23 protein-coding genes and 1 riboswitch are annotated in these 22570 nt (G+C 64.7%); of the genes, 13 read left to right on the top strand and 10 right to left on the bottom strand.

What is annotated here, in order from left to right:
- The first annotated feature begins 162 nt into the window (after nt 1–162).
- The 3 genes from ribB (at nt 163) to FNV92_RS26690 (ending at nt 3719) form a co-directional block, all read left to right on the top strand.
- Nucleotides 163–1239 carry a 3,4-dihydroxy-2-butanone-4-phosphate synthase gene (gene ribB, locus FNV92_RS26700; RefSeq protein ID WP_143843875.1) on the top strand — a complete coding sequence of 359 codons (1077 nt, stop codon included), beginning with the start codon at nt 163–165 and terminating at the stop codon, nt 1237–1239.
- Between the two features lie 160 nt (nt 1240–1399).
- Nucleotides 1400–2614: an acyl-CoA dehydrogenase gene (locus FNV92_RS26695; RefSeq protein WP_015687815.1), complete on the top strand. Its 1215-nt coding sequence runs from the start codon at nt 1400–1402 to the stop codon at nt 2612–2614.
- A gap of 181 nt (nt 2615–2795) precedes the next feature.
- Nucleotides 2796–3719, top strand: a complete 924-nt coding sequence (locus tag FNV92_RS26690; RefSeq protein WP_143843876.1) for an MBL fold metallo-hydrolase — start codon at nt 2796–2798, stop codon at nt 3717–3719.
- A 7-nt stretch (nt 3720–3726) separates the two neighbouring features.
- Here FNV92_RS26690 and FNV92_RS26685 read toward each other — a convergent pair whose 3' ends face one another.
- Nucleotides 3727–4581: a DUF1499 domain-containing protein gene (locus FNV92_RS26685; RefSeq protein ID WP_143843877.1), complete on the bottom strand. Its 855-nt coding sequence runs from the start codon at nt 4579–4581 to the stop codon at nt 3727–3729.
- 261 nt (nt 4582–4842) lie between these two features.
- Complete coding sequence (locus FNV92_RS26680) at nt 4843–6471, bottom strand: fatty-acid--CoA ligase (RefSeq protein WP_143843878.1); 1629 nt, start codon at nt 6469–6471, stop codon at nt 4843–4845.
- A 64-nt stretch (nt 6472–6535) separates the two neighbouring features.
- Here FNV92_RS26680 and FNV92_RS26675 point away from each other — a divergent pair, with 64 nt between their 5' ends.
- The gene (locus FNV92_RS26675; protein WP_143843879.1) at nt 6536–7621 is read left to right on the top strand and encodes an extensin family protein; all 1086 of its coding nucleotides are present in this window, start codon (nt 6536–6538) and stop codon (nt 7619–7621) included.
- A 35-nt stretch (nt 7622–7656) separates the two neighbouring features.
- Here the strand turns inward: FNV92_RS26675 and FNV92_RS26670 are convergent, their stop codons facing one another.
- Nucleotides 7657–8343, bottom strand: a complete 687-nt coding sequence (locus FNV92_RS26670; RefSeq protein ID WP_015687810.1) for a L,D-transpeptidase — start codon at nt 8341–8343, stop codon at nt 7657–7659.
- A gap of 317 nt (nt 8344–8660) precedes the next feature.
- Here FNV92_RS26670 and FNV92_RS26665 point away from each other — a divergent pair, with 317 nt between their 5' ends.
- Together FNV92_RS26665 and FNV92_RS26660 are read left to right on the top strand one after the other, a co-directional pair.
- Complete coding sequence (locus FNV92_RS26665; protein WP_015687809.1) at nt 8661–9638, top strand: magnesium transporter CorA family protein; 978 nt, start codon at nt 8661–8663, stop codon at nt 9636–9638.
- Nucleotides 9639–9844: 206 nt separating this feature from the next.
- Complete coding sequence (locus tag FNV92_RS26660; RefSeq protein WP_143843880.1) at nt 9845–10078, top strand: hypothetical protein; 234 nt, start codon at nt 9845–9847, stop codon at nt 10076–10078.
- Nucleotides 10079–10225: 147 nt separating this feature from the next.
- Here the strand turns inward: FNV92_RS26660 and FNV92_RS26655 are convergent, their stop codons facing one another.
- A complete protein-coding gene (locus FNV92_RS26655; protein WP_143843881.1) occupies nt 10226–10978 on the bottom strand; it encodes an SDR family NAD(P)-dependent oxidoreductase in 753 nt (250 codons plus the stop codon).
- Nucleotides 10979–11016: 38 nt separating this feature from the next.
- On the bottom strand, nt 11017–11658 hold the full coding sequence (gene pdxH / locus FNV92_RS26650; RefSeq protein WP_015687807.1) for a pyridoxamine 5'-phosphate oxidase: 642 nt from the start codon (nt 11656–11658) through the stop codon (nt 11017–11019).
- Between the two features lie 113 nt (nt 11659–11771).
- Between pdxH and FNV92_RS26645 the strand changes: the two genes are divergently transcribed.
- Both FNV92_RS26645 and FNV92_RS26640 read left to right on the top strand, forming a co-directional pair.
- A complete protein-coding gene (locus FNV92_RS26645; protein WP_041748476.1) occupies nt 11772–12179 on the top strand; it encodes an RT0821/Lpp0805 family surface protein in 408 nt (135 codons plus the stop codon).
- A 165-nt stretch (nt 12180–12344) separates the two neighbouring features.
- Entirely contained in the window at nt 12345–13313 is a 969-nt protein-coding gene (locus FNV92_RS26640; protein ID WP_015687805.1) for a DnaJ C-terminal domain-containing protein, read from the top strand.
- Nucleotides 13314–13630: 317 nt separating this feature from the next.
- Here FNV92_RS26640 and FNV92_RS26635 read toward each other — a convergent pair whose 3' ends face one another.
- Both FNV92_RS26635 and FNV92_RS26630 read right to left on the bottom strand, forming a co-directional pair.
- Nucleotides 13631–14404, bottom strand: coding sequence for an anti-sigma factor family protein (locus tag FNV92_RS26635; protein WP_015687804.1), 774 nt, complete (start codon nt 14402–14404; stop codon nt 13631–13633).
- Between the two features lie 106 nt (nt 14405–14510).
- Nucleotides 14511–14999 carry a sigma-70 family RNA polymerase sigma factor gene (locus tag FNV92_RS26630; protein WP_015687803.1) on the bottom strand — a complete coding sequence of 163 codons (489 nt, stop codon included), beginning with the start codon at nt 14997–14999 and terminating at the stop codon, nt 14511–14513.
- Between the two features lie 172 nt (nt 15000–15171).
- Here FNV92_RS26630 and fabI point away from each other — a divergent pair, with 172 nt between their 5' ends.
- The 4 genes from fabI (at nt 15172) to FNV92_RS26610 (ending at nt 19133) form a co-directional block, all read left to right on the top strand.
- On the top strand, nt 15172–15999 hold the full coding sequence (gene fabI, locus FNV92_RS26625) for an enoyl-ACP reductase FabI (RefSeq protein ID WP_143843882.1): 828 nt from the start codon (nt 15172–15174) through the stop codon (nt 15997–15999).
- Between the two features lie 14 nt (nt 16000–16013).
- Nucleotides 16014–16613: a histidine phosphatase family protein gene (locus FNV92_RS26620; RefSeq protein WP_143843883.1), complete on the top strand. Its 600-nt coding sequence runs from the start codon at nt 16014–16016 to the stop codon at nt 16611–16613.
- Nucleotides 16614–16801: 188 nt separating this feature from the next.
- Nucleotides 16802–17887, top strand: a complete 1086-nt coding sequence (aroC, locus tag FNV92_RS26615) for a chorismate synthase (protein ID WP_143843884.1) — start codon at nt 16802–16804, stop codon at nt 17885–17887.
- A gap of 52 nt (nt 17888–17939) precedes the next feature.
- Nucleotides 17940–19133, top strand: a complete 1194-nt coding sequence (locus FNV92_RS26610) for an adenylate/guanylate cyclase domain-containing protein (protein WP_143843885.1) — start codon at nt 17940–17942, stop codon at nt 19131–19133.
- Between the two features lie 7 nt (nt 19134–19140).
- Here the strand turns inward: FNV92_RS26610 and clpS are convergent, their stop codons facing one another.
- From clpS to FNV92_RS26595, 3 genes are all read right to left on the bottom strand, one after another.
- A complete protein-coding gene (clpS, locus tag FNV92_RS26605) occupies nt 19141–19446 on the bottom strand; it encodes an ATP-dependent Clp protease adapter ClpS (RefSeq protein WP_015687798.1) in 306 nt (101 codons plus the stop codon).
- Nucleotides 19447–19585: 139 nt separating this feature from the next.
- Entirely contained in the window at nt 19586–19969 is a 384-nt protein-coding gene (crcB, locus tag FNV92_RS26600; RefSeq protein WP_015687797.1) for a fluoride efflux transporter CrcB, read from the bottom strand.
- A gap of 31 nt (nt 19970–20000) precedes the next feature.
- A complete protein-coding gene (locus tag FNV92_RS26595) occupies nt 20001–21206 on the bottom strand; it encodes an MFS transporter (RefSeq protein WP_041748475.1) in 1206 nt (401 codons plus the stop codon).
- Nucleotides 21207–21310: 104 nt separating this feature from the next.
- A riboswitch (Fluoride riboswitch) is annotated at nt 21311–21388 on the bottom strand.
- Between the two features lie 265 nt (nt 21389–21653).
- Here FNV92_RS26595 and FNV92_RS26590 point away from each other — a divergent pair.
- On the top strand, nt 21654–22532 hold the full coding sequence (locus tag FNV92_RS26590; protein WP_143843886.1) for a DUF1194 domain-containing protein: 879 nt from the start codon (nt 21654–21656) through the stop codon (nt 22530–22532).
- Nucleotides 22533–22570 lie beyond the last annotated feature (38 nt).

Raw genomic sequence — 22570 nt, 5'->3', positions numbered from 1 at the left:
CGGCGGCTTCTTTCCGAGCCCGTTGGCACCCATATCCCTGGTATGACCGGTGCAAGCCCTCTGGCAGGCTTGCGGTCCGGCATATGTGGTTGCGCCGGGGAGACTAGCGCTTGGCCCCAAGTCCGGCTAAGCCTCCGACTCATAACCGATAGAGATTGGGAAATGCCCGATAGCGTTCAGGAAGTCTTGCAGGCCTTCGCCCGGGGTGAACTCGTGGTCGTCACCGACGACGAAGACCGCGAGGGTGAAGGCGATCTGATCGTCGCCGCCTCGCTCTGCACCGCGGAGAAGATGGCGTTCATCATCCGGCATACCTCCGGCATCGTCTGCGCTCCGATTACCTCTGAGGATGCGCGCCGGCTGCGGCTCGACCCGATGGTCGCCCACAATGATTCCGCGCACACCACCGCGTTCACGGTCTCGATCGACTACAAGCCCGATGGCGGCACCGGCATCTCGGCCGAGGAACGCGCCTCGTGCTGCCGCGCGCTGTCCAATCCCAATGCCGGCGCCAACGACTTCGCCCGTCCGGGCCACATCTTCCCGCTGATCGCCAAGGACGGCGGCGTGCTGCTGCGCTCCGGCCACACGGAAGCCGCGGTCGACCTCTGCAAGCTCTCCGGCTTGCCGCCGGTCGGCGTCATCAGCGAATTGATGAACGACGACGGCAGCGTGATGAAGGGCGAGCAGGTCGCCCGCTTCGCGGCCCAGCACAAGCTGAAGCATGTCACGATTGCCGATATGATCGCCTATCGCCAGGCGCGCGAAAAGCTGATCGAGCGGGTTTCGACCTTCGTCACCGAGAGCCCGATCGGCCCCTTGCAGGGCTATGCGTATCGCTCGCCCTTCGATTCCATCGCCCACGTCGCCTTCGTCTACAATGGGGTCGGCGACGGCAAGAACGTGTTGACGCGCTTTCACAAGCCGAACATCGTCAAGGACATCTTCACCGGCCACAAGCGGATGGTGGCCGTGCTCGAACATTTCAAGAAATCCGGCCGTGGCGTTCTGGTTTACCTGCGCGACGGCGCGGCTGGTGTGCCTGTGGCGGCGCTGCCTGATGAGAGCGCGACGGAGGCTGACCGCAACCGCCAGTGGCGCGAGGTCGGTGTCGGCGCGCAGATCCTGCGCGATCTCGGCGTGACCTCGATCCGTCATCTCACCTCGTCGGTGCACGATTACAAGGGCCTGTCGGGCTTCGGCATCGAGATCGTCGCCAACGAGCAGCTTGAGAGCTAGCGCTGTCATTTCGGGGTGCGCGAAGCGCATCCCCCGGCGCGCGATGCGCATCCCCGGGATCCACGCAGACCCGTACATCTGCAACGCAATTGCACTTGTTGCCGCGGCGCTTTAGTTTGTCGGGCAATTCTTGACGGAACCAGATGCGAAAGGACGTTTCATGAGCGCGCGCCCCCAGGCCAAGGACAAGCCGGCTGCGGCTTCTTTCCAGTGGGACGATCCGTTCCTGCTCGACGAGCAACTCACCGAAGACGAGCGCATGGTGCGTGACACCGCCCGCGCCTACGCCCAGGACAAGCTGCTGCCGCGCGTCACCAAGGCCTATCTCGAAGAGAAGACCGACCGCGAGATCTTCAACGAGATGGGCGAGCTCGGCCTGATCGGCATCACGCTGCCGGAAGAATATGGTTGCGCCAATGCGAGCTACGTCGCCTATGGCCTCGTGGCGCGCGAGATCGAGCGGGTCGATTCCGGCTACCGCTCGATGAACTCGGTGCAGTCCTCGCTGGTGATGTACCCGATCTACGCCTATGGCGACGAGAACCAGCGCAAGAAGTACCTGCCGAAGCTCGCCAGCGGCGAGTGGGTCGGCTGTTTCGGCCTGACCGAGCCGGACGCCGGCTCCGATCCGGCCGGCATGAAGACCCGCGCCGAGAAGGTCTCGGACGGCTACCGCCTGACCGGCAGCAAGATGTGGATCTCGAACGCGCCGATCGCGGACGTGTTCGTGGTCTGGGCCAAGTCGGCCGAGCACGACAACCAGATCCGCGGCTTCGTGCTGGAGAAGGGTATGAAGGGCCTGTCCGCGCCGAAGATCGGCGGCAAGCTCTCGCTTCGTGCCTCCATCACCGGCGAAGTCGTGATGGACGGCGTCGTGGTCCCGGAAAGCGCGCTGCTGCCGAACGTCTCCGGCCTGAAGGGCCCGTTCGGCTGCCTCAACCGTGCGCGCTACGGCATCTCGTGGGGCGTGCTCGGCGCCGCCGAGGACTGCATGCACCGTGCCCGCCAGTACACGCTCGACCGCAAGCAGTTCGGCAAGCCGCTCGCCGCGACCCAGCTGGTGCAGAAGAAGCTCGCCGACATGCAGACCGAGATTGCGCTCGGCCTTCAGGGCTCGCTTCGCGTCGGCCGATTGATGGACGAGGGCAAGTTCGCCCCCGAGATGATCTCGATCATGAAGCGCAACAATTGCGGCAAGGCCCTCGACATCGCCCGCGTCTCGCGCGACATGCACGGCGGCAACGGCATCTCGGCCGAGTACCACGTGATGCGCCACGTCCACAACCTCGAGACGGTCAACACCTACGAGGGCACCCACGACGTCCACGCCCTGATCCTGGGCCGCGCGATCACGGGCATTCAGGCGTTTTTCTGAGAGCCGGCAATATCGTGGCGATTGTCTTGCTCAACTGTCATCGTCCGCCTTGTGCGCACTTGCGCACTGGGGCGGACGATCCAGTATCCCAGAGACCTCGCTTTTGTCTCGATGCCGCGGCGTTCTGGATGCTCCGCCTCCGCGGAGCATGACAGCAGAGAGTGCGGCTACAGGAAGTCCCATGTCCGACAACGACGACGTCCCGTTCAACCGCAACTTTCCGCTTCAAGCCGGCATCGTCGAGGAAGTCCGTCCCGGCGTGCGGCGAGTGCTCTGTAACAATCCGAGCCCGTTCACCTTCACCGGCACCGTCAGCTACATCGTAGGTACCGGTAATGTTGCCATCATCGATCCCGGCCCGGACGATGCGGCGCATGCCGCGGCTCTGCTCGATGCCGTGCGCGGCGAGACGGTGAGCCATATCTTCGTCACCCACACCCACCGCGACCATTCGCCGAACACCGCGCGGATCAAGCAGGCGACCGGCGCGCCGGTGTATGCCGAAGGCCCGCACCGGGCCTCGCGCCCGCGCTTCGAGAGCGAGAAGCACAATCCGGAATCCGGTTCTGACCGCGACTTCGTGCCGGATGTCAGAATCGCCCATGGCGATATCGTCGAGGGCGACGGCTGGCGTCTGGAGGCCGTGGCGACGCCCGGCCACACCGCCAATCATCTCGCCTTCGCCTGGCCCGAACGGAAGGTCAACTTCGTCGGCGATCACGTGATGGGCTGGTCGACCTCGATCGTGGCGCCCCCCGACGGCTCGATGATCGACTACATGGAGTCGCTCGACCGCTTGGCGAGGCGCGAGGAGGATCTGTATTTCTCCGGCCACGGTCCCGAGATTCCGGACGGTCCGCGCTTCGTGCGCTTCCTGATCCGTCACCGCAAGGCGCGCGAGGCCTCGATCCTGCACCGCCTCGCCAAGGGCGAGACCGACATTCCTACCATGGTGCGGGCGATCTATATCGGCATCGATCCCAGGCTGACCACGGCCGCCGGCTACTCCGTGCTGGCGCATCTGGAAGACCTGGTTGCCCGAGGCGTGGTGGCGACGGATGGCGACCCCGTGATTGGCGGGACGTACCGAATGGCGGGCGCCTAGCCCGCCGTCACTTCTTCACCGTCTTCGCCGGGGCCTTCGGCGGCGTCACCGGCGTCTTCTTCACCGGCTTCAGCGCATCGGCGTCCGCGGCGGTGTTGAGATCTTCGATGAATTTCGTCACGCGCGCCGCGTTGCTGCCGAGGTCGCTGTCGAAATAGCGCGAGGCCGAGCGGATATCGACGCGGGAATCCTCGCCATCGGGCGCAACCCTGATGGAAATGTCTTCACGCAAGCCCATGATCGGCGAGCGCGCCACCGCCTCGATGCGGCCGATGCGGCGCGGCGGCTGCGGCGCGCGCTCGTCGATGACGAGCCATTTGCGCTTGTTGACGAGCTGGAGCGCGATCGCATAGGCGCGGTCGACGGTGATCTCGAGCTCGATCGGCTCGATATCAGGATAGAACTGGCGCTGCTGTTCGGCCGAGTAGAGGCCGGCATAGACCGCGCTGTTGGCGCCGTCGCCGGTGCGCAGACGCGCCAGCGCGTCGAAGCGGGGCGGGTCGATCGGGTCGGTGGTGATGTCGTGGATCGCCGGCAGCTTGCGATATTGCAGGCCGAGATAGGCGGGATAGGCGAGGATCGCCCCGTCGATCAGGAAAGCGAGCAGGATGCGCGCCATGCCGCGCGAGCCGTTCTGCCAGATCGCCGCAAAGCCGGCGAGCCCGAACAGGATCGAGAGCGCGGCGATCGCAAGTCCGCCGAAGAAGGTGACGAGCGCCGGCTTCGGCTCCAGGAAGCCGAAGCGGACGATGAGGATCGACACCACCACCGCCACCACCGCGAACACGGCCAGGTTGCGCGCCCAGCTCGCGAGGCTGGACACGGGCTCCGTCTGATAGGGAGCGGAAAACCTGCGGGCCATCGGGTGGAGCTCTGGTTTTGAGTCGGTGCCGCGCGAAACGGCGCGACGATGGGCCGTTGAGACCACGGCCCGGAGGCAAATTCAAGAGTCGTTCACCCTCCTCTGGGGGGGAGGGTCGATCGCGCGAAGCGCGAGCGGGGTGGGGTGACAGTCTCTCCACCGAGGGGGGGCCCGTGCGGAGGGATCACCCCACCCCGTCTCACAATCTCGCTTTGCTCGATCGCGAGCCGACCCTCCCCCTCCAGGGGAGGGTGGCACTCCTTACGCCGCCGCGTTCGGGAAGCGGTAATCCTTGAACTGGTCGCGGAGCGCCGTCTTCAGGATCTTGCCTGTGGCGGTGTGCGGGATGCCATCGACGAAGGCGACGTCATCGGGCATCCACCATTTGGCGATCTTGCCGTCCATGTATTTGAGGATGTCCTCGCGCGTGGTCTGCTGGCCCTGCTTGAGCTGCACGATCAGCAGCGGACGCTCGTCCCATTTGGGATGATAGACGCCGATCACGGCGGCCTCGGCCACCGCCGGATGGCCGACCGCGAGGTTTTCGAGGTCGATCGAGGAGATCCACTCGCCGCCGGACTTGATCACGTCCTTGGAGCGGTCGGTGATCCGCATGTAGCCGGCCTCGTCGATGGTCGCGACGTCGCCGGTGTCGAAGAAGCCGTCCTCGTCGAGGATGTTGCTGTCGACCCGGTAATAGGCCTTGGCGACGGCCGGTCCGGAGACCTTGAGGCGGCCGAATGTCTTGCCGTCCCAGGGCAGCTCCTTGCCGGCATCGTCGGTGATCTTCATTTCCACCGCGAAGGGCGCATAGCCCTGCATCTGAAGCACGTCGAGCCGCGCCTCGCCGGTTGCGTCCGTGAACGGCGGCTTCAGCGCCGCGACGCTGCCGATCGGACTCATCTCGGTCATGCCCCAGGCGTGGCGAACGTTCGAGCCCATGTCGAGGAAGGCCTTGATCATGGAGCGCGGCATCGCAGAGCCGCCGCAGATCACCATCTTCAGGTCCGGCAGCTTCAGATTGTTGGCGGCCATGTGCTGCAGCAGCATCAGCCACACCGTGGGTACGCCCGCGGTGTGCGTCACCTTCTCGGTCGAGAGCAGTTCGTAGACCGAGGCGCCGTCGAGCTTGGCTCCGGGCATCACGAGCTTGGTGCCCTGCGAGGGCGCGGAGAAAGCGATGCCCCAGCTGTTGGCATGGAACAATGGAACCACCGGCAGCATTGTCTCGGAGGCACTGGTGCCGAGCGCATCGACATTGTTGGCCATCAGCGCGTGCAGCACGTTGGAGCGATGCGAGTACAGCACACCCTTCGGGTCGCCCGTCGTGCCGGACGTGTAGCACATTGCGGCCGCCGTGTTCTCGTCAAAGTCCTTCCATTTGAACTTGCCGTCGGCCTCCGCGATCCAGTCCTCGTAGGCGACAACGTTCTTGAGCGTGGTCTTGGGCATATGCGCCTTGTCGGTGAGCACGACGTAGCGCTCCACGCTCGGCAGCTTGTCGGCGATCTTCTCCAGGATCGGAACGAAGGTGATGTCGGTCATCACGATGCGATCCTGCGCATGGTTGATGATCCAGGCGATCTGCTCGGGGAAAAGGCGGGGATTGACGGTATGGCAGATGGCGCCGATCCCCATGATGCCGTACCAGACTTCGAGATGGCGCCAGGTGTTCCAGGCGATCGTTGCGACGCGGTCGCCGAACTTGATGCCATCGCGGTCCAGCATCTGCGAGACCTTGAGGGCACGCTGGTGGATTTCGCCATAGGTGGTGCGATGGATCGGTCCCTCGACCGATCGCGTGACGACCTCCTGCTTGCCATGAATCCTGGCGGCGTGTTCGATGATCCGGTGGCAGAGCAGGGGCCAATCTTGCATCAAACCAAGCATTCCGTCGTTCCTCCGAGGTGGGCTGGACTTGTTATCGCTCTCAGCGCTGGGCCAAAGAATTGTCATGGGTTTTAGCCTGCTGGACTTTCGCCGCAAATGGTCTTGTCGCGGCTATATGTCCGCCGGCGCGGCAATGGTTACCGCTGCGCTCGGGCTGTCGCTCGTGCTCCCGGAGCGGGCAGAGGCGCGGAAATATGCTGCGCCGCTGGATATCTTCGGCCTTGGTACACCACGACCGCGCCCGACGGTTCATTCCGCCAAGATCCCGCTACCGAGACCCCGTCCTGAAGAGGCCCCCAAGGCATCGGACGAGCCTGCTCCGGACGCCGAAGGGAAACCTGCCCCCGACAAGTCCAACGCCAGCAAGCCCGCGGAGGCCGCGCTGCCGCCCGAGAAGCAGGCTTCGGCCTGCCGCCTCGCGCTGACTGAGGAGATCGCGGTGGCGCCGTCCGTTCCGGATATCCGCGGCCCCGGTGCCTGCGGTGGCGAGGATCTGGTGCGGCTGGAGGCCATCGTACTGCCGGACAAGCGCAGGGTGGCGGTCAAGCCCGCGGCGATCCTCCGCTGCACCATGGCCTCCGCGATCGCCGACTGGGTCCGCAAGGACATGGTGCCCCTGGCTGCGAACCTCGGCTCGGCGATCAGCGATCTCGATAATTTCGATAGCTTCGAGTGCCGCGGCCGCAACCGCGTCGCCGGTGCGCTGCTGTCCGAGCACGGCAAGGCCAACGCGCTCGACGTGCGTGCCATCAAGCTTGCCAATGGACAGTCGATCGGCTTCACCGACCGCACGATGTCCCGCGACATCCGCGAACGCGTGCTGCATTCGGTCTGCGCGCGCTTTTCCACCGTGCTCGGGCCGGGCTCGGACTGGTACCACGAGGACCACATCCACCTCGACCTCGCACAGCGGCGCAACGACTACCGGATCTGCCAGTGGAATGTCTGGGATCCCCTGCCGCAGGTCGCTCCGCTGCTGCCGGCGGAAAGGCCGGAAGAAGCTCCGCCGCGCGAGGTCGCGGCCAGGCCGGAGGCAAAGGAGGGGGCTGAAGATCAGGAGACTGCGAGGCCCACAGCGCCCGCGGACAAGCCGGCGGCCGAAGGCGCCAAAGTCGAGCCGCACAAGCCGGCCACAAAAAAGCGCCGGTAAAACCGGCGCTTTTGGATGTCAGATATCTGAAGAGATCAGAAGCTGCCTGCCTGGCCAGTTCCGTTGTTGCCAAGAGCCAACCGCGAATTGTAGGGCGAGTCGCCGTGCTTCGGCTCGAGCACCACGACGAGGGTCCCGACCTTGACGCGATCATAGAGATCAATCGCGTCCTCGTTGGTCAGGCGGATGCAGCCCGACGAGATCGAAGCACCGATATATTCCGGCTGGTTGGTGCCGTGGATACGGAACAGCGTGTCCTTGCCGCCGGAGTAGAGATACATCGCTCGGGAGCCCATCGGATTGTCCGGGCCGGGGGCGACATAGGTCGGCACGCCCAGACGCGAAATTTCGCCGGGGGTGGGGTGCCAGGCCGGCCACTCGGTCTTGCTGCCCACCTTGGCGATGCCCGACCAGGCCATGGCCTCTTCGCCGACGGTGATGCCGTAGCGGATCGCCTTGCCGCCATCCAAAACGTAGTAAAGATAGTGGTTGTCGGAATCGACCACGATCGAGCCCGGCGATTCCTTGCGGTGGTAGTCGACAATGGCGCGGCGGAACGGCTCTGCGACCGCAGTATTCTCGTACCTGACCTTGGCGAGGAGTTCCTTGTCCTTCGGCTTGAACGCTTTGGTGTCGGTCGCTTCGTAACGCGTGGCCTGCATGCAGCCCGACAGCATCAGGCCAGCGGCCAAAACACCCAGCATAACTTTCAGCGACGACATGATTTGGTTCCAATCGACAATAACAAGCTTTCGCGGAGCTTGGGCCAAGCCCAAACCACGACTCCGTTGGTCCCCATTATCGTTGAAATCTGCCACAATTCCAGCGTCTCGGACCTTTTCCCGCGCTGCGAGGTCCCAGCTGTGGCTTTTTTGCCGCAAGTTTAGCGGCCTTGGGCGGATTTTCGAGCGAACTGTCGATTTCGTGCCACGGTGCGGCCACAAATGCCGACGCTCCGTAATGTGCTTGTCATCATGAACTTGTCAGAATCGCGCTAAGGGCTGTCATTCGGTCGCAGGGCCCCCCGCTGGAGTTGTGCATGTTTTCTGTGTTCGTTCCCTCCGACACCTCCCTCAAGAAGGCCGTCATCGACGATCTCGCCGCGGTGCCGGAGCATGCGGTGTGGATCGACCTCGTCAACCCGACCGCGAACGAGGACAAGGCGGTCGAACGGCTCTCGGGCATCGCGATTCCCACCCGGGAGGACATGCAGGAGATCGAAATCTCCAGCCGCCTCTATATCGAGAACGGCGCGCGCTACATGACGGCGACGCTGATGTGCCACTCCGATACCGATATGCCCCGGACCACGCCGGTCACCTTCATTCTCGGCGACCACCGACTGGTCACGGTGCGCTACGACCAGCCTAAACCGTTCGCCCTGGTCGAGGCCAAGCTCGCCCGCGCCTGCACGCCGGCGATCACCGGCGAGATGGTGCTGATGGAGCTGCTGGACGCGGTGATCGACCGCTGCGCCGACATTCTGGAAAAATGTGGTGCCGACATCGACCAGGTCTCGCACGACATCTTCGAGCCGGAGCAGGATCGCCACGGCCACGCTAAGTTGTACGCGCAGATCCTGGCCGCGATCGGCCGCAAGGGCGACCTGACCTCCAAGGTTCGCGAGAGCCTGGTGTCGATCGGCCGCGTCGTCGCCTTCCTTTCGGCAGTGGTCGAAGGCGTGAAGTGGTCGAAGGACATGCGCGAGCAGCTCAAGACCATGCAGCGCGATGTCGTCTCGCTGACCGACCACGCTTCCTACCTCTCCAGCAAGATCACCTTCGTGCTCGACGCCATGCTCGGCGTCGTCAACCTCGAGCAGAACAACATCATCAAGCTGTTTTCGGTCATGGCCGTTGTCCTGATGCCGCCGACGCTGATTGCCTCGATCTACGGCATGAACTTCAAGGCGATGCCGGAACTCGAATGGGCCCACGGCTATCCATTTGCGCTGGTGTTGATGCTGATCGCAGCCATCGTCCCGTACTGGATCTTCAAGTGGAAGAAATGGCTCTGAGTTCGTAGCACTCTCGCCGAATGGCTACCGAGACCTTACGCTGTTCGCAGACACACCGTGTTTGGTGTCGCAGAATAGAGCGGGATTGAGGCCGTGCGGTGATGTGTGCTCTGCGCCCCAATTCCTCCGGTAAAATTTGAGCGGTGGGCTGAACGTTTGCGCGAAACTTGTCTGCGATAAGCAGCGTGTAGCCGCGAGGAACAGCCATGGTTGAGAAACACATAACGTCGCTCCGCAACGTCATCGATCTGGCGAACTATCGTCAGGTCCTGGCGAGCGGCAAGGCGGCGTCGATGTCGGCACGCATGTGCCGGCACTGTGGTGCTCCGCTGCTCGACGGTGAGAACGACGACGACTGCTCGACTGCAATCAATGCCGCAGCTCCAGACGCTGCGGCACCAAGACTGCGCGATCAGCCGCGTCGGTTTCGCGCCGATTGAGAACGGAAGGTAAGGGCGATCCAGGTCTTGCGGCGGCTTTGTCTGGATCGCCTCGCTTCCCCAGAACCATCGAATTCAGTCATTGCGAGGAGCCCACGACAAAATTGCAAAGCAATTTTGCGCGTGCGCTCGTAATGACGTCAGCATCTACACGTGCTGGCCACCGTTGATGTGGATCTCGGCGCCGTTGACGTAGGACGAGGTGTCCGTGCACAGCACGTAGATGATCTTGGCGACCTCGTCGGGCGTGCCGAGGCGGTGCAACGGAATCTGCTGCTCGACGATCTTGTCGGTGCCCGGCGAGAGGATCGAGGTGTCGATCTCGCCCGGCGCGATCGCGTTGACGCGCACGCCGACGCGGCCGAAATCGGAGGCCATCTCGCGCGTCAACGATGCCAGCGCGGCTTTCGAGGTGGCATAGGCGGCACCCGCGAAGGGATGCACGCGCGAACCCGCGATCGAGGTGACGTTCACGACCGAGCCCTTGGCCGCCTTCAATTCCTCGATCAGCCCGCGCGCGATCATGATCGGCGCGAAGAAATTGACGTGAAACACATGGGTCCAGGTGTCCAGGTCGGTGTCGACCGAGCCGAGCCGCGAGCCACCCGGGCCCTTCGGCGAGATCGCGGCGTTGTTGACCAGCGCATGCAGCATGCCGCCTTCGAGGCGGTCGCGGATGTCGGAGATCGCGCGCGTCGTGTCCTGGGGATTGCCGAGGTCGACCTGGATGTGATCCTCCGGCCCTGCGTCCCAGGGACAGTCCTCCGGGAACGGATGCCGCGAGCAGGTGATGACACGCCAGCCCGCCGACGAGAAGCGGATCACTGTGGCGTGGCCGATACCGCGGCTGGCTCCGGTCAGGAGCAGCGTGCGGCGCGGCGCATTGGACGAATGCGACATGGACATCTTTCAGGTCGGCCCGAAGCTCGAGGTAAGGCTCACGGGTACATCCGCGTCTTGGACCACGGCCCGCCGGCCGCGTCACGGCGAAATTCGATGCGGTCGTGCAGGCGGAACGGGCGGTCGTGCCAGAACTCGATCCGCGAAGGGGTGATGCGCCAGCCGCTCCAGCCCGGCGGCCGCGGCACTTCGCCGATGACATGCCTTGCAGCGACCTTCGCGATGGCCTGCTCGAAGGCGAAGCGGCTTTCCAGCTCCTGCGACTGCTTGCTGGCCCAGGCGCCGATCTGCGCCTGCTTGGGGCGGGTGGCGAAATAGGCGTCGGCCTCGGCGTCGGTCACCGGCGTCACGTTGCCGCGGATGCGGACCTGACGGCGCAGCGACTTCCAGTGAAAAAGTAACGCCGCCTTAGGATTTGCGGCGAGTTCGCGGCCCTTCTGGCTCGCGATGTGGCTGTAGAAGACGAAACCCTCGGTATCGAAGCCTTTCATCAGCACCATGCGCACATCAGGCAGCCCGTCGGGATCGACGGTTGCGAGCGCCATGGCGTTCGGATCGTTCGGCTCGCTCTTGATCGCCTCGTTGAGCCAGGCCTCGAACAGCGCAAATGGTTCGTCGGCAGCGGTAAAATCACCGGATGTTAAGGGTGTCTGGTGTTTGATCGAGGTCGTGTCGGTCATGTCTGGAGTCCGAGTTGCGTCCCGCGGCCCAAAACGCGTTGTTGTCCGCTTCCGCCCTATATAGGGCATGGGGACGCGTTGGCCTATCGGCGATCGGGCCGTCCAGCTTTGTCATGACGATGATTCTGATCGGGCTCGGCACCGGCGGCTGCAGCTTTTCCCGCAATGACACCAGTGCCTATGCCAAGGCCGACGACAGCGACCTCACGGGCTCGATCGCGCGGCCGGCAAAGGACGCCCCGCCGACCGAGACCGATCTTGCCTTCGCCCGCAACGCCGCCTCCGACGTCCTCAGCAAGGGCGACAGGGATTCGAGCCAGCACTGGGAAAATCCGGAAACCGGGGCGCGGGGCTCGGTGACGCCGATCGCGCAATCCTATGCCGCCGAAGATGGGCGCAAGTGCCGCGATTTTCTGGCCAGCTACGTCAACGGCAGCACCGAGAGCTGGCTCCAGGGCGCCGGCTGCCAAAGCAGCCGTGGCCGTTGGGAGATTCATACGCTAAAGCCATGGCGGAGCTGAGCATGATCCGGACCAGTGGGAACCGGTTTTCCGATAAGATCGGGCTCGAATCGTAACGGATCGGCTCGCCCGACTAGTTGCAAAAATGCCACTCGCCCCCACATGAGGCTCAGGTGGGCGGGGAGCCCTTTGAACATATCGATATTCCAAGAGGAGACGTGACGGATGCGCGACCCCTATGAGGTCTTGGGGGTGCAGCGGGGCGCTAGCGCTGCCGCGATCAAGAGCGCCTATCGCAAGCTTGCCAAGAAGCATCATCCCGACAGCAACAAGGACGACCCGAAGGCCGCCGAGCGCTTCTCCGAGATCAACTCGGCGAACGAGATCCTCGGCGACGAGGACAAGCGTAAGCAGTTTGACCGCGGCGAGATCGACGCCGAGGGCAAGCCGCGCTTCCAGGGTTTTCCGGGCGGCGGCGGCGGTGGGCCGCGCGGACGCGCGGGTCCCGGTGGATTCGAGTATTCGTTCCGCGGCGGCGGTGGAGGCCCCGGTCAGGGCGCGGGCGCGTTCGAGGATATCCTCAACAGCATGTTCGGTGGCGGGGTGCGCGGCGCGCGGCCCGGGGCCGGCGGCGGTGCCCAGTTCGAATTCGACACCGGCGGGATCGGGCTTGATCTCGACGTCAACGTCGCCATGTCGGTCTCGCTGGAAGAGTCGGTCAAGGGTGGCGAAAAGCGGGTCCGGCTGCCGAACGGCAAGGAATTGAACGTCAAGATTCCGGCCGGCGTCACCGAGGGCCAGCAGATCCGCCTGCGCGGGCAGGGCGAGAGCGCCCAGGGCCATCCGCCGGGCGATCTCCTGATCACCATCAACGTCGCGCCGCACGCGTTCTTCAAGATCGAAGGCGCCGACCTCAGAATCGACCTGCCGGTCACGCTCTATGAGGCGGTGCTCGGCGGCAAGGTCCGCGTGCCCACCCTCGGCAATGCCGTCGAGCTTTCGGTCCCGAAAAACACCTCCAGCGGCCGGACCTTTCGCCTCAAGGGCAAGGGCCTGCCGAAAGCCGGCGGAACCGGGGATCTCTTCGTCACCATCAGGATCATGCTACCGGACGGGAACGACGCCGAGCTTGAGGCATTGATGGAGAAGTGGCGGGACCAGCACCCTTACAATCCACGTAGCGGGCTGGGCTGAGGTGCGATCGAACTGAAGGGGTTTCTCCAAAGGCCCAGGGCATCGTCGAGGAGATGATGCTCATCATATCGCTGAAGCGTGGTAGCGCTTCATGTGCTCGACGTGTCGGCTGTCCGGCGGGGCAGCCGATAATAAGGTGCGGCCTCGAGAGGGGGACCAGCGCGGTACCAAAAACCCCAATCGAGGCCGCCCGCGTCGATCGGCGGATCGAACGCCGCTCATAATCGCGTGAACAGTCGGTGCGATAATGAGACGCACCGATGTTTTGATTCCAGATTTTCAATGACAGAATCGAGGCACCGCGCTTGCGCGGTTGTCTAGCCGCCGCTTTTCTCGGCCTGGTCGTACACGGCCTGCGCCACCTTCGTCAGCCGATCGCGGTCGGTACCGCCTCCGCTGACGACATAGCCGACGCCGCGCTCGGCCCAGAACAGCGCCCCGTCCTTGTCCGTTTTGGCGTAGCGCATCTGCGTCGCGCCGTTCTCGGTTTTGGAGGTGTAGATCGTGTAGCGCTCGCCCGAGGCGCCCTCATACATCAGGAACGAGGCCGGACCGTTCGGCCCCGGCAGGAGCCGGCCGCCGACCAGCTTCAGTCCGCTCGCTTCCAGGTTCGGCGCGAACACGGTCCAGCCGCAGCGCCGGGTCAGCCAGGCTTGGAGGTGGTCCCGCTCGTTGCCGCCGACCTCGACGGGGTGGCGAACCTCGACGACATAGAGGCGGTGGGCATCGAGCGCGTCCGCCGTAAGGCTCTGGAAGGTCGAGGGCGCATTGGCGGCGCCATGCGCCACCCAGCCGGCGGTGCCGCCGGCGACGAAGGCAACCAGCACAGCCGCGGCGGCGCCATAGAGCCATTGCCGGGGACGGCGTTCCAGCCGTTCGAGCTCCAGCCGGGCCGGCACCGGCTCCTGCGCGACGGAATCGTAGCGGGCGTGCAGCATCTCGGCCATGGCGCGCCAGGACTGCACGCGCTCGGCATCGTCGGGGTGCGCGTCAAGCCAGGCCTCTACGTCGGCGCGGCGCTCAGCCGGCAGCTCGCCGTCGACATGGGCGTGCAGCTCGTCTTCGGTCACTGAAATCCTGTGGTCGTTCATATCGATCGTCTCTGGCTCTGCGGCCCCAAAAATCTGACGCGGTTCAACTGCACTGCTTCTCTTTCCGTGCAGGGAACGCGGGTCGCGCGACGCATCAATCCTGCCATCATTTCACCCGCCTGAGCGCGGGGCGCTCGCCCTCCAGCGAGGCCTTGACGTGGGCACGGGCGCGGGCCAGGCGGGACATCACGGTGCCGATCGGCACGCCCTGGATGTCGGCGACCTCGCGGTAGCTCATGCCCTCCAGCATTACCAGCAGCAGCACCGAGCGCTGCTCCTCGACCAGCGTTGCCAGCGCCCTCTCGATGTCGCGCCCCTCGGCCTCGGTCCCGCTGGCATCCGGGTTGTTCTCCGTCAGCTGCGTGAATTGCGGGCGCCTTGCCAGCGAGCGCCGCCGGTTCTTGTTGAGATTGGTCAGGATCGTGTAGAGCCAGCTCCTGACGTCGCCTCCGAGGAACAGGCGCTCCGAACGCAGCGCCCGCACCAGCGTATCCTGCACCAGATCGTCGGCCGCGTCCGCATCGCGCGTCAGCGCGCGGGCGTAACGGCGCAACGCCGGGATCATGGCTTCCACACTCTGGCGAAACGCACTCATGGCGTGTTTGATGTCCTGCCGTTCGGCGCAAGCGCCACAATCATCATAACACCCGAACGGAACGGCTATTCCGGCGCTCGAAACAGCGTTAACGCCGCGTATTAGGACTGTACCGCAGGGGAGGGCTGGTGTACCTCCAGACCTCAACGAAAGCTCGACGGGACGTTCGGAAATGGCGCAGGATTCAGGACTGATGCAGGGACTGATGCAAGGCAAGCGCGGGGTGATCCTCGGCCTCGCCAACAACCGTTCGATCGCCTGGGGCATCGCCAAGGCATGCCACGCGGCCGGTGCCGAACTCGCCTTCACCTATCAGGGCGATGCGCTGAAGAAGCGCGTCGAGCCGCTCGCCGCCGAGATCGGCGCGCTCGTGCTCGGCCATTGCGACGTCACCGATGCCGCGACCATCGACGCCGCCTTCGCGGTGCTGCAGGAGAAGTGGGGTAAGATCGACTTCCTGGTGCACGCGATCGCCTATGGCGAGCAGCTCGACGGCCGCTACGTCGACACCACGCCGGAGAATTTTTCCAAGTCGATGCTGATCTCCTGCTACTCGTTCACGGCGGTGGCGCAGCGCGCCGAGAAGCTGATGACCGACGGCGGCTCGCTGATCACGCTGTCCTATTACGGCGCCGAGAAGTGGATGCCGCATTACAACGTGATGGGCGTGGCCAAGGCGGCGCTGGAGGCCAGCGTGCGCTATCTCGCCGCCGATCTCGGCGAGAAGAACATCCGCGTCAACGCGATCTCGGCGGGGCCGATCAAGACGCTGGCCGCATCCGGTATCGGCGACTTCCGCTATATCCTGAAGTGGAACGAGTACAACGCGCCGCTGCGGCGCAACGTGTCGACCGAGGACGTCGGCGGCAGCGCGCTGTATCTCCTCTCTGATCTCTCGCGCGGTGTCACCGGCGAGGTGCATCACGTCGATTCCGGCTATCACGTGCTGGGCATGAAGCGTCCGGACGCGCCGGACATTTCGTTCGGCAGCAAGGACTAGTCTCTGAGTTTGGAATATCCGTGCCCACGATCTATTATCTTCGCCACGGCGAGACCGATTGGAACGCGCTCGGCAGGCTTCAGGGCACCAGGGACATTCCGCTGAACGCGCGCGGCCGCGATCAGGCCATCCAGGCCGGCGGCATTCTCGTCGATCTCTTCAAGCGCGACGGCCGCGACAAGGCGGCGCTGCCCTACGTGTCGAGCCCGCTCGGACGGGCACGCATGACCATGGAGCTCGCGCGCGGCAAGCTCGAACTGCCGGTCGCGGACTATGCGCTCGACGATCGCCTGCGCGAGATCGGCTACGGCGTCTGGGAGGGGCTGACGCTGGCCGAGAGCGAGGCCAAAGATCCCGAAATCTACGCCAGGCGCCTCGCCGACAAATGGACGGTGGGTCCCGCCGGCGCGGAGACCTATGCCGACGTGCAGGTCCGCGTGCGCGCCTGGTACGATCAGCTCCAAACCGACACCGTCGCCGTCGCCCATGGCGGCACCTGCCGGGCCCTGATGGTCTCGCTCGGCCTGGAGACGCCGGCGAGCGCCGCCGAGCTCTATATCGAGCAGGGCGCCGTCTACGTGTTTCGTGAGGGGCGGCTCGAGAAGTTCAGTTAAGCCGGGCGCGTTGCCCCATCCTCCGCCGTCATGCCCGGGCTTGTCCCGGCCATCCACGCACTTACTCGCTCGTGGCGGCCCAGAATGTGGATGGCCGGGACAAGCCCGGCCCTGACGACTGGGGGCATATTTGACGCATATTTCGGGGCGAGCTAAGTCAGCACTGACTTACGAGCCAGCGAGCAGCGATGTCCTTCAACACCTTCGGCCACATGTTCCGCGTCACCACCTTCGGCGAGAGCCATGGGGTGGCGATCGGCTGCGTGGTCGATGGCTGTCCACCGATGATCCCGCTCACCGAGGCGGACATCCAGCAGGACCTCGATCGCCGCCGTCCCGGCCAGTCGCGCTTCACCACCCAGCGCCAGGAGGCGGACCAGGTTAAAATCCTCTCCGGCGTGATGGCGCATCCGGAGACCGGCGTGCAGGTGACGACGGGCACGCCGATCGGGCTCCTGATCGAGAACACCGACCAGCGCTCGAAGGACTATTCGGAGATCAAGGACAAGTTTCGTCCGGGCCATGCCGACTTCACCTATGAGGCCAAGTATGGCCTGCGCGACTATCGCGGCGGCGGCCGCTCCTCCGCGCGCGAGACCGCGACACGCGTCGCCGCCGGCGCTATCGCGCGCAAGGTGCTGCCCGATGTGAAGGTGCGCGGCGCGCTGGTGCAGATGGGGCCGCACAAGATCGACCGCGACAAGTGGGACTGGGACGAGATCGCGAAAAATCCGTTCTTCTGTCCGGACAAGGACAAGGCCGCGTTCTTCGAGACCTATCTCGACGGCATCCGCAAGAGCGGCTCATCGATCGGCGCGGTACTGGAGATCGTCGCCGAGGGCGTGCCGGCCGGCCTCGGCGCCCCGATCTACGCAAAACTCGATTCCGATCTGGCGGGCGCGATGATGACCATCAACGCGGTCAAGGGCGTCGAGATCGGCGCCGGCTTTGGCGCGGCGGAATTGACCGGCGAAGAGAATGCCGACGAGATGCGCACCGGCAATGACGGCACGCGCTTCTTGTCCAACCATGCGGGCGGCATTCTGGGCGGCATCTCGACCGGGCAGCCGGTGGTGGTGCGCTTCGCGGTGAAGCCGACCTCGTCGATCCTGCAGCCGCGGCGGACCGTCGATCGCCAGGGCGCCGACACCGAGATCTTCACCAAGGGCCGCCACGACCCCTGCGTCGGCATCCGCGCCGTCCCCGTCGGCGAAGCCATGATGGCCTGCGTGCTGGCCGATCACTTTTTGCGGGATCGCGGACAGGTCGGCTGACCGCCTCATCTCCACGCTGGCGGAACTGCCTTCGATCCGGCACGATGCGCACATGACTGCCGTTTCGTATCAGAATGTCGTCGACTGGCTCATCTCGACCCAGCATCCTGTCGACAGCCCCGACGGCTGGATGATCGAGTGCTGCGAGCGCATGGTCGAGGCCGGCCTGCCGCTCTGGCGAGTCGGCGTTTTCGTCCGGACGTTGCACCCTGAGATCTTCGGCCGCAATTTCATCTGGAGCCGGGGCGTGTCCGGGATACAGATGGGCACCGTCGATTTCGAGATTCAGAACACGCCGGAATTCCAGGCAAGCCCCCTGAGCATCGTGTTCAGCGATGCCGTTGAAGTGAGGGGCAATCCGTATGGTCCGGAGGCCGAACGCTTTCCCGTTCTGGTCGATCTCAGGGACGAAGGTGCGACCGACTATCTGGCGCTGCCACTTCGTTTTCTCGATGGCACGGTTCATGCGATGAGCGTGAGCACCACTCAGCCGGGAGGCTTCAACTCGGACCAGGTCGCGGCGCTGCGCGTCATCATCGAACCTCTGGCGCGCATCATCGAGATCATCTCGCTTCGCCGCACCGCCGAGATGCTGCTCGACACCTATGTCGGCAACCGCGCCGGCGCGCGCATCCTCGGCGGCCAGATCCGCCGCGGCCACAACGACACCATGCAGGCCGCGATCTGGCTGTCGGATTTGCGCGGCTTCACCGCGCTGTCGGACCGGCTGCCGGCCGAGACCGTGGTCGAAATCCTCAACCAGTATTTCGACTGCCAGGTCACCGCGATCCGGGGGCATGGCGGTGAGGTGCTGAAATTCATGGGCGACGGTCTGCTCGCGGTGTTCCCGATCGACGAATATGTCGGCGATGCCGCGCATGTCTGCGAACGCGTGCTGGAAGCGGCGCGCGAGTCCCGCGCCAGCGTCGAGGCGCTCGCTTTTCCGGTCGGTGACGTCATCGAGCGCTTTCGCTTCGGCGTCGCGCTGCACGTCGGCAACATCCTCTACGGCAATATCGGCGGCGGCAACCGGCTCGACTTCACCTGCATCGGCCCTGCCGTCAATCTGGCGGCACGGCTGGAGAAGATCGCAGGAAGGCTCGGCCGCACCGTCGTGGTCTCGGAAGTCTTTGCGAAGGCCTGCCGCCACGACTGGCGCGAGCTCGGCGAATTTCCGATCGCAGGGTTTTCCAAGGCGCAGCTCGTGTACGGGCTGGCGGAAGAGACGCCGGCGTTGATGGCCTGATGAAGCCCTATTCCTCCGGCTCCGTCGTGAACAGTAGCGGATAGCCCTTGGTGCGGGCGGCGTCGGTGGCGCGGGTGGCCTTGGTCTCGGCTACGTCCTTGGTGAACACGGCGACCACACAGGCGCCCAGCTTGTGCGCGGTGATCATCACCTTGTAGGCCTGATCCTCGGTCATGCGGAACTCGGCCTTCAGGATCATCGTGACGAACTCGCGCGGCGTGTAGTCGTCGTTGATCAGGATGACCTTGTGCAGCTTCGGCCGCTCGACCTTGGTTTTGGTCCGCGTCTTGGGTGTGGTGACGGTGTCGTTCATCGTGTCCTGAAACGCCCCGGCCCTGACGGGCTTCGAACCCGCCTATTATATTGCAGGACCCGGGGCCTCTCCAAGATGGTCAGCCCCTCGTCATCATGCCCAAGGGAATGGCAGGAATGCGCCGGTTGTGCAGGTGCCTTCACGGAAGCGCGCGCACCAATTGCATCGCGGCAATGAGCGCGCCCACGGACAGCACGACTGATCCAATCATGTAGGCCGCGGAGGCCCATGTTTGGCCGCGCTCGATCAGGTACCAGGCATCCAGCGAGAACGTCGAGAATGTCGTGTAGCCGCCGCAGATCCCGACCGTCAGGAAAATTCGGGCCGTCTGCGGCAGGTTCCATCTGGTCGCGAACAGCGCCGCGAAAAGGCCGATCAGGAACGATCCCGTCACGTTGATGATCAGGGTGCCCCAGGGAAAATCGGTGCCGAACAGGCGGCCCGAGCCGATCGCGACGAGGTAGCGTACGACCGCACCGAGCGCTCCGCCCGCTGCGACGGCCAGAATATATTGAATGTTCAAGGTCTCGTTCCCCAATTTGCGTCGTGTACGATCATTTCTTCTCCGCTGTCAGCCCGTTGCCGACGGCGAGCAGCCCCACCAGCGAGACCAGCGCGAAGCCGAGCCCGGCGAAGAAGGTCACGGCAGGGCCATAGGCATCCCAAAGCGCTCCGGCGATTACGCTTGCGGCCAGCAAAGCGAGGCCGGTGAACAGGTTGAAATAGCCGAATGCCGTGCCGCGCAGGCTCGGCGGCGCTGCGTCGGCGACGAGGGCCGAGAGCAGGCCTTGCGTCAATCCCATGTGCAGCCCCCACAGCACCACGCCGAGCGCGAGGCCCGGCAGGGTAGGCAGCAACGCGAGCGCGAGATCGGCGCCGGCGAGACAAACGAGGCCGACCGCGAGCAGGCCGGTGCGGTTGATGCGGTCCGACAGCACGCCGGCCGGGTAGGCGGACAGCGCGTAGGTGATGTTCATCAGCACCAGCACCGCCGGCACCCACATCGCGTTGAGCCCGATGTTCTGGGCGCGCAGGATCAGGAAGGCCTCGCTGAAGCGCGCCAGCGTGAAGACGATTCCGATCGCCACGACGCGCCAGTAGACCGTTCCAAGCTGCCGCATCGCGGCGAGATTGAGCGGATTCTTCGCAGGCTCCCGGCTCGGGTCCGGTTCCGGCTCGCTCACCGCGAACGCGATCAATCCGAAGGACAGAAATGCCGGCAGCACCGCCACCCAGAACACCGCGGCAAAATTGTCCGCGGTCCACCACATCAGGCCGATCGCCGCGAGCGGCCCGACGAAGGCGCCGATGGTGTCGAGCGATTGCCGCAGGCCAAAGCTCGCGCCGCGCACGCCGGCAGGCGCGATATCGGCGATCAGCGCATCGCGCGGCGCACCGCGAATGCCCTTGCCGACGCGGTCGACAAAGCGTGCCGCCACCAGCCATCCGACACTGGGGGCGAGCGGGAACAGCGGCTTTGTAAAGGCGGCAAGGCCGTAGCCGAGCGCGGCGAGCAGCTTGCGGCGGCCGAGCCAGTCCGACAGCGCGCCGGAGAAGATCTTCGTGATCGAGGCCGTCGCCTCGGCGAAACCTTCGATGAAGCCGACGGTGAGCGTGGAGGCCCCGAGCACGGTGACGAGATAGACCGGCAGCAGCGCGTGGATCATCTCGGAGGAGATGTCCATCAGCATCGAGACGAAGCCGAGCACCCAGATCCCTCTGGGCAGTGCGGCGCGCGCAGTATTCGGTGTCGTCGTCACGTCCTCGCCCTTGTCCCCGGCCTTCGCTGTCAGGCAACAAAAAACCCGCCATCGGCGGGCTTGTCCATGCTCCCGCCAAAGGCAGAGGCTCAAAGATTGCCTCGCCTCGAGCAGGAGTCATCAGCCCAGTACGGTCACGGGCCGTCGGGCGGTTATCGGGGGACTCCATCCCCATCTGTGCGTCCAGCCTAGCATGGAAATTGCGCCGGACAAATGGGCGGGAAAGCTCCGTCCCATGAGTCGTCGTTTTGCATCTCGATGCGGGAGACACTTGCGAAGGATGCCGCAGATGATCGCGCGAGGCCCGGTGGCGCGAAAGCGGCGAGACGACGGCCGCTTTGCGCAAGACGCCTCAATTGCTGACCTGAATGTGAAGCGCGATCGATCTTCGCACTTTGCGGCAAGGCGATTGCATGTCACCATCGCGTCATACGACGGGAGACTGCGATGCGCATGCTGTTCTCGATCGGGGTTGTGCTGGTGGCCGGCGTTCTCGCCGGAGGGGACGTCGCGGGCATCGCGGCACCAGGGCCCAAATTTGAACCATCCAAAGCCGACCCGCTCAAGCATCGACCGCAGCGGCTGGCGGCCGACAGGGACGCGCAGACGGTCGATGTCGAACTGATCCTCGCGGTCGACGTCTCATACTCCATGGACATGGACGAGCTCGCGATCCAGCGCGAGGGCTACGCGCAGGCGATCCAGTCGAAGGAATTCCTCCAGGCGTTGAAGCTCGGCCCGAACGGCCGGATCGCGGTGACCTACTTCGAATGGGCCGCCTCGAGCGACCAGAAGATCATCATCCCTTGGCGGCTGGTGGACGGACCCGAGACCGCGGATGCGGTCGCCGCCGAGATCATGAAGACGCCGATCCGTCGCGCCTCGCGGACCTCGATCTCCGGCGCGATCAATTTCGCGATGCCGCTGTTCGACGAGGATCCCTATCGCGGCCTGCGCCGCGTCATCGACATTTCCGGTGACGGTCCCAACAACAATGGCGGGCCGGTCACGGCGGCGCGCGACGCGGCACTCGAGAAGGGCATCGTCATCAACGGCCTGCCGATCATGGTCAAGGAGCCGTCCTATTCGACCATGGATATCGACAATCTCGACTACTACTACGAGGACTGCGTCATCGGCGGCCCAGGCTCCTTCGTCATCTCGATCAAGGACCGCGACAAGTTCAAGGAAGCGATCCGCACCAAGCTGCTGATGGAGGTTGCAGGCCGCACGCCCGAGCGTCCCGTGGTGCGCGTCGCCGACAAGGAACCGCGCGTCAACTGCATGATCGGCGAGAAGATCTGGTCGGATCGCTGGGGACGCTGACGGCGCTGCTGCAAATGGGGCGTTTTGCCTCGTCTGGC

The organism is Bradyrhizobium cosmicum, from assembly GCF_007290395.2.
GTDB lineage: Bacteria > Pseudomonadota > Alphaproteobacteria > Rhizobiales > Xanthobacteraceae > Bradyrhizobium > Bradyrhizobium cosmicum.
The sequence above is the reverse complement of the archived record's forward strand: the minus strand, read 5'-3'. Positions and strand labels throughout refer to the sequence as shown.

What these genes read in the sequence shown, in the direction of transcription:
- FNV92_RS26680 (WP_143843878.1), bottom strand. Translation starts at nt 6,471, where the DNA reads ATGCTTGGTTTGATGCAAGATTGGCCCCTGCTCTGCCACCGGATCATC.
- FNV92_RS26660 (WP_143843880.1), top strand. Translation starts at nt 9,845, where the DNA reads ATGGTTGAGAAACACATAACGTCGCTCCGCAACGTCATCGATCTGGCG.
- FNV92_RS26695 (WP_015687815.1), top strand. Translation starts at nt 1,400, where the DNA reads ATGAGCGCGCGCCCCCAGGCCAAGGACAAGCCGGCTGCGGCTTCTTTC.
- aroC (WP_143843884.1), top strand. Translation starts at nt 16,802, where the DNA reads ATGTCCTTCAACACCTTCGGCCACATGTTCCGCGTCACCACCTTCGGC.
- fabI (WP_143843882.1), top strand. Translation starts at nt 15,172, where the DNA reads ATGGCGCAGGATTCAGGACTGATGCAGGGACTGATGCAAGGCAAGCGC.
- FNV92_RS26685 (WP_143843877.1), bottom strand. Translation starts at nt 4,581, where the DNA reads ATGGCCCGCAGGTTTTCCGCTCCCTATCAGACGGAGCCCGTGTCCAGC.
- FNV92_RS26670 (WP_015687810.1), bottom strand. Translation starts at nt 8,343, where the DNA reads ATGTCGTCGCTGAAAGTTATGCTGGGTGTTTTGGCCGCTGGCCTGATG.
- FNV92_RS26635 (WP_015687804.1), bottom strand. Translation starts at nt 14,404, where the DNA reads ATGAACGACCACAGGATTTCAGTGACCGAAGACGAGCTGCACGCCCAT.
- FNV92_RS26640 (WP_015687805.1), top strand. Translation starts at nt 12,345, where the DNA reads ATGCGCGACCCCTATGAGGTCTTGGGGGTGCAGCGGGGCGCTAGCGCT.
- FNV92_RS26630 (WP_015687803.1), bottom strand. Translation starts at nt 14,999, where the DNA reads ATGAGTGCGTTTCGCCAGAGTGTGGAAGCCATGATCCCGGCGTTGCGC.
- clpS (WP_015687798.1), bottom strand. Translation starts at nt 19,446, where the DNA reads ATGAACGACACCGTCACCACACCCAAGACGCGGACCAAAACCAAGGTC.
- FNV92_RS26655 (WP_143843881.1), bottom strand. Translation starts at nt 10,978, where the DNA reads ATGTCGCATTCGTCCAATGCGCCGCGCCGCACGCTGCTCCTGACCGGA.
- FNV92_RS26690 (WP_143843876.1), top strand. Translation starts at nt 2,796, where the DNA reads ATGTCCGACAACGACGACGTCCCGTTCAACCGCAACTTTCCGCTTCAA.
- ribB (WP_143843875.1), top strand. Translation starts at nt 163, where the DNA reads ATGCCCGATAGCGTTCAGGAAGTCTTGCAGGCCTTCGCCCGGGGTGAA.
- FNV92_RS26610 (WP_143843885.1), top strand. Translation starts at nt 17,940, where the DNA reads ATGACTGCCGTTTCGTATCAGAATGTCGTCGACTGGCTCATCTCGACC.
- FNV92_RS26675 (WP_143843879.1), top strand. Translation starts at nt 6,536, where the DNA reads ATGGGTTTTAGCCTGCTGGACTTTCGCCGCAAATGGTCTTGTCGCGGC.
- pdxH (WP_015687807.1), bottom strand. Translation starts at nt 11,658, where the DNA reads ATGACCGACACGACCTCGATCAAACACCAGACACCCTTAACATCCGGT.
- FNV92_RS26590 (WP_143843886.1), top strand. Translation starts at nt 21,654, where the DNA reads ATGCGCATGCTGTTCTCGATCGGGGTTGTGCTGGTGGCCGGCGTTCTC.
- FNV92_RS26665 (WP_015687809.1), top strand. Translation starts at nt 8,661, where the DNA reads ATGTTTTCTGTGTTCGTTCCCTCCGACACCTCCCTCAAGAAGGCCGTC.
- FNV92_RS26645 (WP_041748476.1), top strand. Translation starts at nt 11,772, where the DNA reads ATGACGATGATTCTGATCGGGCTCGGCACCGGCGGCTGCAGCTTTTCC.